At 65.2% G+C, this 12004-nt stretch carries 14 protein-coding genes and 1 tRNA gene; 7 read left to right on the top strand and 8 right to left on the bottom strand.

What is annotated here, in order from left to right:
* Positions 1-189: 189 nt before the first annotated feature.
* Positions 190-753, bottom strand: coding sequence for a transglycosylase family protein (locus CH276_RS03350; protein ID WP_032397693.1), 564 nt, complete (start codon positions 751-753; stop codon positions 190-192).
* A gap of 502 nt (positions 754-1255) precedes the next feature.
* Between CH276_RS03350 and CH276_RS03345 the strand changes: the two genes are divergently transcribed.
* Positions 1256-1332, top strand: a tRNA-Met gene (locus CH276_RS03345).
* Positions 1333-1442: 110 nt separating this feature from the next.
* On the top strand, positions 1443-1955 hold the full coding sequence (locus CH276_RS03340; protein ID WP_141214658.1) for a putative immunity protein: 513 nt from the start codon (positions 1443-1445) through the stop codon (positions 1953-1955).
* Positions 1956-2133: 178 nt separating this feature from the next.
* Here the strand turns inward: CH276_RS03340 and CH276_RS03335 are convergent, their stop codons facing one another.
* Positions 2134-2331, bottom strand: a complete 198-nt coding sequence (locus tag CH276_RS03335) for a hypothetical protein (RefSeq protein ID WP_235387136.1) — start codon at positions 2329-2331, stop codon at positions 2134-2136.
* 51 nt (positions 2332-2382) lie between these two features.
* Here CH276_RS03335 and CH276_RS03330 point away from each other — a divergent pair, with 51 nt between their 5' ends.
* Complete coding sequence (locus tag CH276_RS03330; RefSeq protein WP_094629874.1) at positions 2383-2928, top strand: GNAT family N-acetyltransferase; 546 nt, start codon at positions 2383-2385, stop codon at positions 2926-2928.
* Here CH276_RS03330 and CH276_RS03325 read toward each other — a convergent pair.
* The 4 genes from CH276_RS03325 to CH276_RS03310 all read right to left on the bottom strand — a co-directional run bounded on the left by CH276_RS03325 (position 2901) and on the right by CH276_RS03310 (position 7417).
* Positions 2901-4196 (bottom strand): RNA polymerase sigma factor, encoded by a 1296-nt coding sequence (locus CH276_RS03325; RefSeq protein ID WP_094629873.1) that lies wholly within the window; start codon positions 4194-4196, stop codon positions 2901-2903. The genes CH276_RS03330 and CH276_RS03325 overlap by 28 nt on opposite strands.
* Before the next feature lie 16 nt (positions 4197-4212).
* Positions 4213-4557 (bottom strand): YciI family protein, encoded by a 345-nt coding sequence (locus CH276_RS03320; protein ID WP_045195714.1) that lies wholly within the window; start codon positions 4555-4557, stop codon positions 4213-4215.
* 184 nt (positions 4558-4741) lie between these two features.
* Positions 4742-5962, bottom strand: a complete 1221-nt coding sequence (locus tag CH276_RS03315; protein WP_032397698.1) for an acyl-CoA dehydrogenase family protein — start codon at positions 5960-5962, stop codon at positions 4742-4744.
* Between the two features lie 45 nt (positions 5963-6007).
* Positions 6008-7417, bottom strand: a complete 1410-nt coding sequence (locus tag CH276_RS03310; protein ID WP_094629880.1) for an acyl-CoA dehydrogenase family protein — start codon at positions 7415-7417, stop codon at positions 6008-6010.
* Positions 7418-7560: 143 nt separating this feature from the next.
* Here CH276_RS03310 and CH276_RS03305 point away from each other — a divergent pair, with 143 nt between their 5' ends.
* Complete coding sequence (locus CH276_RS03305) at positions 7561-7929, top strand: DUF1304 domain-containing protein (RefSeq protein WP_032398320.1); 369 nt, start codon at positions 7561-7563, stop codon at positions 7927-7929.
* Between the two features lie 7 nt (positions 7930-7936).
* Here CH276_RS03305 and hisN read toward each other — a convergent pair whose 3' ends face one another.
* Together hisN and CH276_RS03295 are read right to left on the bottom strand one after the other, a co-directional pair.
* Positions 7937-8728, bottom strand: a complete 792-nt coding sequence (gene hisN / locus CH276_RS03300; protein WP_094629872.1) for a histidinol-phosphatase — start codon at positions 8726-8728, stop codon at positions 7937-7939.
* A gap of 58 nt (positions 8729-8786) precedes the next feature.
* Positions 8787-9278 carry a beta-class carbonic anhydrase gene (locus tag CH276_RS03295; protein ID WP_094629871.1) on the bottom strand — a complete coding sequence of 164 codons (492 nt, stop codon included), beginning with the start codon at positions 9276-9278 and terminating at the stop codon, positions 8787-8789.
* Between the two features lie 224 nt (positions 9279-9502).
* Between CH276_RS03295 and prfB the strand changes: the two genes are divergently transcribed.
* The 3 genes from prfB to CH276_RS03280 are packed head-to-tail and all read left to right on the top strand — an operon-like array spanning position 9503 to position 11996.
* A complete protein-coding gene (gene prfB / locus CH276_RS03290) occupies positions 9503-10615 on the top strand; it encodes a peptide chain release factor 2 (RefSeq protein ID WP_032398321.1) in 1113 nt (370 codons plus the stop codon).
* Between the two features lie 38 nt (positions 10616-10653).
* Complete coding sequence (locus CH276_RS03285; RefSeq protein WP_094629870.1) at positions 10654-11553, top strand: mechanosensitive ion channel family protein; 900 nt, start codon at positions 10654-10656, stop codon at positions 11551-11553.
* Entirely contained in the window at positions 11550-11996 is a 447-nt protein-coding gene (locus tag CH276_RS03280; RefSeq protein WP_094629869.1) for a hypothetical protein, read from the top strand. Before CH276_RS03285 ends, CH276_RS03280 begins: the two co-directional genes overlap by 4 nt.
* Positions 11997-12004 lie beyond the last annotated feature (8 nt).

Here is a 12004-nt window from a genome sequence, read left to right as displayed (position 1 = left end):
CACGCAAAACGCTCGGCTGGAAAACTCCAGCCGAGCGTTTACGTGATCTACTGACAGGCATCTGACCATCAGGTGTTGCGAGGACCCCTAGAATCCGCCAATGGTGAGGCGGCCCTTTCGTCGTTCGTCACCTGCTCGCGCGTGAGATACGAGGCAACGTGAGAGGCAGTTCGACGAACTGCCGGGTGATCAGCGTCCGATGGGCGCGAGCACCGGGGCGTTCGCTGCAACGAGGTGCTGGAACTGAGTGCTCAGGCCGTACTGGTCGGCGAGCTTGGACGCCGCGTCGAACACGCCCTGTGCAGCCTGCGTGGCTGCTGCGGCCTCGGGGGCCACGACCGGTGCCGGTGCCGGTGCCGGAGCCGGCTGCGGTGCCGGTGCGGGAGCTGCCTCGGGCTCGGGAGTGGAGGCACCCTTGGTCAGCTGCTGACCGCACACGGGCCATGCGCCCGGTCCCTGACTCTGCAGGGTGTTCTCCGCGACGCGGATCTGCTCGGCCTTGGATGCGTTGGCCGGCGATCCGGTTCCGCCGTTGGCCGTCCAGGTGCTCTGCGAGAACTGCAGGCCACCGTAGTAGCCGTTTCCGGTGTTGATGCTCCAGTTGCCACCGCTCTCGCACTGTGCGACTGCGTCCCAGTTGTTCGAGGCTGCGTTGGCGGTTCCGGCTGAAACGCCGAGGGGGATTGCTACGGCGGCGCCTGCGATGGCGACCAATCCGAGAGCGCGCTTGCCGAAATTGTTCTGTGTGGTCATGCGGGGTGAATCCTCTCCGCGCTCGACTGGCGCGACTGGCCTGCAATCACCTCGCCGGGATGTACGGCGTTCGTGACCAGGCACTTCGTATCGTCGCGGCTCTGCCCCCGTACGTATTGGGGACCACACCCGCGGGGCAGAGCGAAGGAAGCGGCGGGGTGGTGCAGGCCCAGCGGTTTAGGGCCGCCCGTGAAGGTAGTCGAGGATCTGCTCACCGTCACTGAGCCGGAATGGGACCGTGGTTGTCCACATACTGGGACTCGAGGGGGTATTTCGGCAGCTCAGGCCTGGTCGTGGCGCTATTGTTTCTACTTCGTAACCCGACCGTTATGTGACTCGAAACACGCATGAAAAGAGACGCGGAGCACTATTTCGAGCCGCCTGAACCGTGATAAGCGCGAGCCACAACCTGCCGCGGTGCACTTGGTCGAGTGGGTGACAGCGCTCGGAAGTCACGTGATTTGCATTGGCCGTACGCACGGTAGTAACTTCGTAGTTGCAACGCGGGGTGGAGCAGCTCGGTAGCTCGCTGGGCTCATAACCCAGAGGTCGCAGGTTCAAATCCTGTCCCCGCTACCACTGACGAAGACCCAGGACATATGTCCTGGGTCTTTTTCGTATTCTCGTATATGCAGGAACGGCCCGTTCGGCCCGAGGGCGAACGCGATACCGTCGAAAGGACGACTCGTGTGATTCTTCCCGCCGTCCGAGACCCTCGCCTCATCACCGTGCAGCGCGGCGGACTTCTGTCCGAAGACGACCATCGGAGCCTCGCGCTCTGGGCGGCCGAGTGTGCGGAACACGTCCTCCACTTGTTCGAGACGGTCCGACCCGTCGACCCGCGACCACGCGAGGCGATCGAGGCCACCCGTGCGTGGGTGCGCGGCGAACTCGCGATGATGGCCACCCGCGCCCTCGGCGGCCACGCCATAGGAGCAGCACGGCCGCTCGTCGGTTGCTCTCGCTTCGCCGCGTACGCCGCGGGCCAGGCAGCCTGCGTGGCTCACGTACCCGAACACGACCTCGGAGCAGCCGCCTACGCCATCAAGGCAGCGCGGGCGGCGGCACCTGCAGGCCGAGAGACGAGTGCAGGCAGGAAAGAGCTCGAGTGGCAGCGTGACCGGATTCCGAACAGCGTGCGCCGGCTGGTGTTGGAAGACCAGAAGAGAAGAAACAGCATCTGTTGGTCCGTGTTCGACTGATCCCGGCTACCGGTCGGTGTGTTCGAGCATTTCGGACAGTGCCGCGACGGTGGACATCCCGCGTCGGGCACGGCCGTCGTCGAGTCGAGACCTGGTGCGCGACAGATGATTCCGATCGACGTCCACCGACCGATCGTGTGTCGTCGTGGTCCGGCCGTGACGACTGGGTACCGTCGGTTCAGTCCGAAACCTGCTCGCGGGCATCGTCACTGGTGACCGTGTCGGAATCCTCGCCGTCCTCGGAGGCGTCGGCGGTGAGGTCGACCGTGTCCACGCCCTCGAGTGCAGTCAACTCCTGTTCGGCCTCGGCGATGAGACCCTTCGCGTTCTCTTCGATCTTCTTGACCCACTCGGCCATGACGGTCACACCCTTCACTCGATTCCGTACCACCGGTCTACCAGATTTCCTCCCCGTAGGATCCGGCGTGTGCGAACACGAACCTCGCGTCTCGACCTCGACGAGCCGGCCGTCGCCGATCTCGATGAGTTGTACGCGATCTGCAGCGACCCGCAGTCGTGGACCCATTTTCCGAGCCTGCGGCACACCGATCCCGGCGTGACCGAACGAATGGTGCAGGGCTGGTCGGAGCAGTGGCGGCGGGATGGATTGTCCACCTGGATCATTCGTGAGCGCGGCAGCCGCACGGTCAGTGGCTACGGCGGATGTTCGAAGCGCCGCAACGCCTTCTGGAATCTCGGCTATCGCCTCCATCCCGACGCGCAGGGCAACGGGTATGCCGCGGAGATGTGTGAGATCGCAGTCGAGTGCGCGCACCGAACCGAGCCCGAACTGCCGATCGTGGCATACCTGCTCGAACACAATGTCGCGTCGGCGCGGGTGGCCGAACGCGCAGGCCTGGAGTTGATCACCCGCGGACCCGACGTCGGCAATCCGGATGTCGACGCAATTCGCGTGGTGTACGCGGACCGTGCGTTGACGGCAGATCAGGTGGACGCGGTTCTGTCGGCCTGACCGCGGCAGGTGCTCACTTCCGTGAGCCGACGTCGGAGCAGGCGCTTCTCCGGTGTGGTTCGGGCGAAATCCAACGCACGGCGATACTGCACCGCCGCCTCCTCGAACCTGTCGAGTCGTTGCAGCAGATCGGCTCTCGCCATGGGATACGGATGATATCGGCGCAACGACGCCTCGTCGGCAAGCCGGTCGAGCTCTCGCAGACCGGGCTCTGGACCGTCGCGCATCGCCAGTGCGACAGCCCTGTTCATCGCGACGATCGCATTCGGTGTCCGTGTCATCAGCACGTCGTACAGCGCAACGATCTGGGGCCAGTCCGTGTTGTCGGTGTCGGGTGATTCTGCATGCAGCGCAGCGATGGCCGCCTGCACGGCGTACGGACCGCCCCGGCCGCCGCTGAGGGCCTCGACCACGAGTTCCGTCCCTTCGGCGATGATCTCGGCGTTCCAGAGTCCACGGTCCTGATCTGCCAACAGCACGATGTCACCATCCGAGTCGGTGCGAGCGTCGCGTCTGGCGTCGATGAGCAGCATCAACGCCAGCAGGCCTGCCACCTCGGGCTCGGTCGGCAGTGCGGTGTGGAGAAGTCGTCCCATACCGATGGCTTCGGAGACGAGATCGACTCGCCCGACACTCTCACCCGAGGTCGCCGAATAGCCCTCGGTGAAGATCGAATAGACCACCTCGAGCACCATCGGCACCCTGCCTGCCAGCTCGTCCGGGCCCGGGAGGCGAAACGGAATCCGTGCGGCCCGAATCTTCCTCTTGGCCCGCACAATTCGCTGCGCCGCCGTGGCCGGAGGGATGAGCAGCGCACGGGCCACCTCGCCGGTACCGAGACCGGCCAGGCATCGAAGCGTCAACGCGAGTCGGTCACCGGCCGCAAGCGCCGGGTGTGCACACGTGAAGAACAACTGCAGCCGGTCGTCGGGCAGAGCATCGTCGAGCGAATTCGGGCTGCTCGGTTCGCTGCGATCCGTATCCGCCTGCAACACTCCGACCTTGGCGGCCAGGCTCTGATCGCGGCGCAGCCGATCGACCGCCTTCCGGCGGGCAGTGGTGAGTAGCCACGCCCCCGGCCGTGACGGGACGCCATCGACCGGCCAGTGTTTGAGGGCCGACTCGATGGCGTCCGAGGTCACTTCCTCGGCGAGGTCGAGGTCGCGGTACCGCTGTACCAACGAGGCGAGCAGAATCGAGCGCTCGGCTCGGAAGACCGATTCGAGCGCTCGATGAACCCCCGACTCGTTCACCGAGGAATCCTGCATGGCGGGACTGCGCCGGTCAGAATTCTGCAAGGGGCCGCACGATCACCGCGCCGCCGTCCTTGGAGCCCGGGCATCGGGCCGCCCACTCGAGTGCCGCGTCCAGGTCGGGGACGTCGATCACGTCGTAGCCGCCGAGAACCTCGTGCGACTCGGCGTACGGGCCGTCGGTGACGGTCCGTTCCTCGGTGCGCGGGTCGACGCGCACCGCGGTGGCGGTCGTCAGATCGGCCATGGCGTACCCGGAGACGAAGACGCCGGCTTCCTTCATCTCTTTCTCGTAGGTCATCCAGTCCTCGACACTGCTGCAGCCCGGTGCTGCTCCGGGCGTGGTGTCGGCGTTGATCAAGAGGATGTACTTCATGGTGCGCTCCTGGGTTCGGTACCTCGTTGTCGCGGCGCGAGTCGCCGTTCACGATGACGACGTCCGGCAGACCACGATATCGACACCGTCCCGGAATTTTTCTTTCCGACGCACGAAAAACGGCATCGGACGCGGGTCCGATGCCGTTTCGCGGCGACATCTCGGCTCGACGACGAGCCAGGTATCACTTCAGTTCTGCGGACGACTTCCCGAGTACTCGACGAGCAACGATCAGCTGCTGGATCTGCTGAGTTCCCTCGAAGATGTCGAGAATCTTGGAGTCGCGGCTCCACTTCTCGAGCAGCGGACGCTCGGAGTAGCCGTAGGTACCGGCGAGTTCCACTGCCTTGAGGGTGATGTCGACTGCCGAGCGGCCCGCCTTGGCCTTCGACATCGATGCCTGCAGCGAGTTGGGCTCCTTGTTGTCGGCCATCCACGCTGCTCGCAGCGCGAGCAGATGTGCTGCTTCCCAGTCCGCTTCGAGGCGGAGGAACTCTGCGGCCGCCGCGTGCTGGTTGTAGGCGGGTGTCTCGTACGAGATGTCGACTCCGGCATCGACCAGGATCGATCGCAGCTCTTCGAGTGCCGCCCGCGCCACACCGATGGCCATACCGGCCACCAGGGGGCGGGTGTTGTCGAAGGTCTGCATGACGCCTGCGAAGCCCTTTTCGACGTTCACCTCGGCGGTGCCGAGCAAATTGTCCTTCGGGATGCGGCAATCCTCGAGCAGCAGCGCAGCGGTGTCGGACGCCTTGATGCCCAACTTGTGCTCGAGACGTGCAACCGACAGGCCCGGTGCGTCACGCGGAACGACGAACGACTTGATGGCCGCGCGGCCGAGCGACTTGTCGACCGTCGCCCATACGACGATGTGGGTGGAACGCTCACCGGCGGTGACGTAGATTTTCTCGCCGTTGAGTACCCACTCGTCACCGTCGAGGACGGCGGTGGTGGTCACCGCTGCGGAGTCCGAGCCGAAGCTGGGCTCGGTGATGGCCATCGAGGCCCACACCTTGCCGAAGCGCTCGAGCTGCTCGTCGGTGGACACCGCTGCGATGGCCGAGTTGCCCAGGCCCTGGTAGGGGATCGACAGCGTCAGGCCGACGTCGCCCCAGCAGGTCTCGATCACGTTCACCAGGGCAGACATGTTGCCGCCGTTGGCGTTCGCGGTCTTGCTGGGCTTGGCCGACTCGCTGTCCTTCTCGCGGCCACCGGCGGCTCCGCCGATTTCGCCACCGGCGTCGGACATGCCTTCGACCATCGACGCCATGGTGTCGAGCTCGACCGGGTACTCGTGCTCGGCGAGGTCGTACTTGCGGGAAATCGGGCGGAAGATCTCGGCAGCGACCTGGTGAGCCTGATTCGCCTGCGCCCGAAGCTTCTTGGGAAGTTCAAGATTGATCATGGTGTGTGTCCTTGGGTGAGTGCCATGGAATTCGGGGGCGGACGGCTAAATGAGAACGATGCCTTCGGCGACGCCGACGGATCGCAGATCGCGGTACCAACGCTCCACCGGGTGCTCCTTGGTGAAGCCGTGACCGCCGAGCAACTGAACGCCATCGGAACCGATCTGCATACCCTTCTCGGAGGCGAGTCGACGCGCGAGCGCCGATTCGCGGGCGAACGACAGTCCCTGCTCGGCCCGCGAAGCGCCGCGCAGCGTCACCAACCGCATGCCGTCGAGCTCGATGGCGATGTTGGCGACCATGAAGGCCACGGCCTGGCGGTTGCTGATCGGCTCGCCGAAGGCCACACGCTCGTTCACGTAGGGGACGACGTAGTCCAGCACGGCCTGGCTCGTACCGACGGCCAGCGACGCCCAGCCCAGTCGTGCGAGACCGATGGCAGCGCTGTACTCGGCGGCCCGCTGGTCCGCGTCACCGTCACCGAGCAATGCCGACTCGGGAACTGCGACGTCGGTCAGGATCAGGCGACCGAGACCGGCAGCACGCAGTCCCATGCTCGGATCGGCCTCGACGACGAGACCCTTCGAGTCGGACTCGACGATGAAGAATGCCGGGCGGCCTTCGAGTTCTGCGGCGATGACGAACAGCTCGGAGCTGCCTGCAGCAGGCACCAGGCTCTTGACGCCGTTGAGCTTGTAACCGCTGGGGGAGCGAACGGCCTTGGTCTGCAACGCATACGGATCGAAGAGCGCGCGGGGCTCGTTGACGACCACCGCAGCGTTCGGAACCTTCTCGCCCACGAACGCGGGCAGGTAGGTCTTCTGCTGTGCGTCCGTTCCCCATTGGGTCAGCGCGACGGCGACGCCGGAGGGGGCGAGGATGGGCAGGGCCAGGCCCATGTCGCCGTGCGCCAGCGCCTCGGCAACGAGCGAGTTGGTGACGGCCCCGCGCTCGGTGGCAGCGCCGTCGAGCTCCTCGGGAACGTTGATGAGGGTGATGCCGAGTTCGGCGGAGCGACGCACGAGGTCCTCGGGCGAGGACGCGTTGTGGTCCGCATCGAATGCGGCAGGCCGGAGGATTTCCTCGGCGAACTCCTTGACCGTCTCGACGATCATGCGCTGCTCGTCGTCGGGCGTCAGGTCGAAGTAGCTCAGGTTCTTGGCGGCACCGTCGTCGAGACGCTTGGGCTTACCGCCACCGGTGACCTTGGCGAACGTGCGATTTGCCGCGCCGAGCGTCTTGAACCCGGTCTTGGTGCTCTCGTACGTCACCCGGTCGATCGTCTGACGAAGGTTGTACTTCTCCGCCAGTTCGGATCCGGTGATGGCGGTCAGAACGCGCATCGCGGTTCCGATCGCATCCCTCTTGAACGGGTTGAGGCCAACCGCAGAAGTATCGCGGGGCACCTTGGGGGCCTTCGCGTCGACCACACTGTCTTGCTTGCTCATGATCACCAGTTCCTCGGCGTCGGTCACGGACTCCACAGATCTTACTCCCGAGTAAGATAGCTGTCTACTATCGAGTAAGTTCACGCACCGAGCCGAGTGGTTGCCGAGTGCATCACGCCAGGCCGGGCTGGATGTGGCACGCTGATCCGGTGCATCCGATCGCCCAGGTTTTCGCAGGCCTCGCCGCGGCCCTCCACGTCGTCATCTTCGTCATGGAGAGCGTGGCCTGGTCCAGGCCCGCAGTATGGTCGCGTTTCGGCGTCGCCAGTCAGCACGACGCCGACGTCGTCAAACCGATGGCCTTCAACCAGGGCTTCTACAACCTGTTCTTGGCCATCGGCATCGTGGTCGGCCTCGTCGTGGGCGGCTCAGCGGGCGACGCCATCGTGTACTTCGCCTGCGCGAGCATCGTCGGCGCGGCACTCGTGCTCGCGACCGGTGGCGCGAAGTACTTTCGAGCGGCGTTCGTTCAGGGCATCACACCGCTGATCGCGCTGGTTGTGGCTGCAGTTCTCTAGGCGAATGTCAGGCCCGAGGGGACAGGTGCTCGAGGACCGCGTGCTGCAGTAGGCCGTTGGTGGCCACGGCACTGCCACCGTGTGGGCCCGCGGTGCCGTCGAGCGCGGTGAACTCGCCGCCTGCCTCGCGCACCAGGACATCGAGCGCGGCCAGGTCCCACAGCGAGACCTCGGGTTCGGCGGCGATGTCGACTGCCCCCTCGGCCACGAGGCAGTACGAGAAGAAGTCGCCGTAGCCGCGTACCCGCCACACGGCGTCGGTCAGATCGAGGAACCGATCTCGGGTGCCGAGGTCGGCCCAGCCGGACAGGCTGGAGAAGCTCAGACTCGACGACGCCAACGAATCGACCTTCGAGACCTCGATCCGGCGCGGGGTACCGCCGTCCGACGCCGTCCAGGCCCCCTGATCGAGTGCGGCCCACCAGCGTCGGTTCAAGGCAGGTGCACTGACGACTCCGACTCGCGGTACGCCGTCGTCGAGCAGGGCGATGAGGGTCGCCCAGACGGGCACGCCGCGGACGAAGTTCTTGGTGCCGTCGATGGGATCCACCACCCACTGGCGGCCGCTGAAGGTTGCAGTACCGCCGAACTCCTCGCCCAGCAATGCGTCGGTGGGGCGCTGCGCACCCAGCGAGTTGCGGATTGCCGTCTCGACAGCCAGATCCGCGTCGGACACCGGGGTGAGATCCGGCTTGGAATCGACCGACAGGTCCATGGCGAGAAACCGTCGGCGTGTGATGGCGTCCGCCTCGTCGGCGAGAGTGAGGGCGAGAGCGAGATCGGAGGAGTAATCGGTCACCGGAGAAGACTATCGCCGCGCACGGGCTGCTCGTACGCGGCGACATGGGTGGTCGGGCCTATTCGGTGACTTCGTTCAGCTTTCCGGTTGCGACGTCGAAGACGAAGCCTCGAACGGATTCGTGCTTCGTGACGAACGGGCTCTGCTCGATGCGGGCGAGCGACTGGCGAACATCGCGGTCCAAGTCGGTGAACGACTCGGCAGCCCAGTGTGGCTTGATGCCCGTCTCGTCCTGTAGGTCTTTCTTGAACTCGTCGTCGGTGAAGGTGAGCATGCCGCAGTCGGTGTGATGGATCAGGATGATCTCTTTCGTGCCGAGTAGACGCTGACTGATGGCCAGTGAGCGAATCTCGTCGTCGGTGATGACACCGCCCGCATTGCGGATCACGTGTGCTTCGCCGTCGTGGAGACCAAGGATGCGGTAGACGTCGAGTCGGGCGTCCATGCACGCCACCACTGCCACGTGCTTCGACGGCGGCAACGGCAGGGGACCGTCGAACGTCGCGGCGTACGCCTTGTTGTTCTCGAGGTACTGGTCGGTGACGGTCATGCGACGCTCCTGTGTACTGCGGGTGTGGCCGGCACCGGGCGGTGGCAGGCATGTCGAGATGCGAATGTGTCGATGAGCCGAAAGTTAGCAGTCCACCGATGGCCTGACGAGAGTTGAAATCTGCGCGGTTCGAACCCTCGACGTGGGTGTCAGTTCGGCTCGCGGGGGCCGGGGGAATCGGGGGCGGTCGGGTTCGGGTTCGCGTGCCGGTAACCTTGACTCTCGTGCATCCCGACGTTTCTGCAGACCTGGCCGAGCTCGACACCACTCTGTCCACCGTCGAGTCGGTGCTCGACGTCGAGGAACTGCGGCGACGCATCGATGAACTCGAGCATCAGGCGGCGTCGCCCGACCTGTGGAACGACCAGGAACACGCGCAGCAGGTGACCAGCCAGCTGTCCCATGCGCAGGCCGAGCTTCGCCGCGTCGAAGAACTCAGGCAGCGCCTCGAGGACATGCCGGTTCTGTACGAGCTCGCCGAGGGTGAAGAAGGCGAGGCAGCCGAATCCGCCACCGCCGATGCCGACGCCGAACGCGCCGCGCTCCGGGAGGACATCGCAGCCATGGAAGTGCGGACCCTGCTCTCCGGTGAGTACGACGCACGCGACGCACTGGTCAACATCCGTTCCGGTGCAGGCGGAATCGACGCGGCCGACTGGGCCGAGATGCTCATGCGTATGTACATCCGCTGGGCCGAGAAGCACGGCTACGGCGTCGAGGTCTACGACACGTCCTACGCCGAAGAGGCCGGTATCAAGAGCGCGACGTTCGCGGTCAAGGCTCCGTACACGTACGGCACGTTGTCGGTGGAACAGGGGACGCATCGGCTGGTGCGGATCAGCCCGTTCGACAACCAGGGTCGTCGCCAGACCTCGTTCGCGGAGGTGGAGGTGCTTCCGGTCGTCGAGACCACAGACCACATCGAGATCCCGGAGAACGACATTCGCGTGGACGTGTACCGCTCGTCCGGTCCGGGTGGGCAGTCGGTCAACACCACCGACTCCGCCGTTCGGTTGACGCACATCCCGACGGGGATCGTGGTGACCTGCCAGAACGAGAAGTCTCAGCTGCAGAACAAGGTCTCGGCCATGCGGGTGCTGCAGGCCAAGCTGCTCGAGGTCAAGCGCAAGGAAGAGCGTGCCGAGATGGATGCGCTCAAGGGTGACGGCGGTAGCTCCTGGGGTAACCAGATGCGCTCGTACGTTCTGCACCCGTACCAGATGGTCAAGGATCTGCGTACCGAGTACGAAGTCAACAATCCGTCTACAGTTCTCGACGGGGACATAGACGGATTCCTGGAATCGGGAATTCGTTGGCGAATGCGAGGGGAGCAGTAGATGACCGGTCATTGCGCAGGATCCGCTCCGTCGTTCCGATGACCAGCTGGCTGAACCCGACGCTCGACCTGAAGCTGAACGCCCTCGGGATCGTGCTCTACATCCTGGGCGGAATGCTGGCCGCGCGGTTCGTCACCTGGACCGGGTCCCGCATCACTGCCCGAATCGATCAGAACTACCAGCACAGCGATGCGCTCGTGCGGTCCGAGGCCGCCAAGCATCGGCACGCGCTGGCCCAGGTCATCACCTGGGTCGTGGTCACCCTCATCTACATCCTCGTCACCATCGAAGTGCTGCGTCGCTTCGGATTCGGCGTCGGCGGGCTCGTGGCACCCGCGACGGTCATCGGCGCAGCGCTCGGCTTCGGTGCTCAGCGCGTGGTCCAGGACATTCTGGCCGGGTTCTTCATCATCACCGAACGTCAGTACGGATTCGGTGACGTCGTGCAGATCGCCGTCAACGGTTCTGCCGAGGACGCCGAGGGCACGGTCGAGGACGTGACACTGCGCGTCACCCGGGTCCGCAGCGTCGACGGTGAGGTCATCACCGTGCCGAACGGGCAGATCGTCAAGGCGATCAACCTGTCGAAGGATTGGGCGCGCGCCGTCGTCGACGTTCCCGTGCCGAGTACCGCCGATCTCACCCAGGTGAACGCGCTGCTCCGATCGGTCGGCCGCGACGCGTTCGCAGACGCTCGGTTGCGTCCGCTGTTGCTCGACGAACCGACCGTGATGGGTGTGGAGAGCATCGAGGTGGGACAGGTCAACGTTCGCCTCGTTGCGCGAACATTGCCGGGTAAGCAGTTCCAGGTAGGACGAGAACTTCGAGTCCGAGTGGCCGCCGCGCTGCGACCCGAGGGCATCAGCGTTGCTCCCGACGTCAGTACGGCCGGGGTCGCGCCGGAAGCGTCGGGACCAGATCGGACGGAGGATCGATGAATACGCCCGATACCGGAACCGAACGGCCGCAGCGGAACTGGCGACAGTGGCGCATTCCGGCCAAGATCAACGGCCGCGTCCGCACGTCCACAGTCGCGTTCGGGATCTGCTTCGTGCTCACCGGTCTGTGGTACGGCCAGGTCAGTGCAGAGATCGCCGAGAGGGACAGTGAACGTATCCAGGGCCCGGTTGCCGTGGACCCGGGCGAACTCACCCCCTACATCCAGCCGCAAACCGTGGAACCGACCTATTCGAGTACCACCGTCACACCCACTCCGACCGCCACCACCGATCCGGACGGATCGGGAAGCGTCGACGAATCAGGGCAGCCGGCGACCACGACGACCCTGCCGTCGACGACCACCGCGCCGTTCGGTGTCCCGCTGCCACCGGTGATTCAGTCGCTGATACCCAGCCAGCCTGCGCCGACGTCGTCTCGCTGAGGCATCCT

The organism is Rhodococcus sp. 06-470-2, from assembly GCF_002258235.1.
Classification (GTDB): Bacteria; Actinomycetota; Actinomycetes; order Mycobacteriales; family Mycobacteriaceae; genus Rhodococcoides.
The sequence above is the reverse complement of the archived record's forward strand: the minus strand, read 5'-3'. Positions and strand labels throughout refer to the sequence as shown.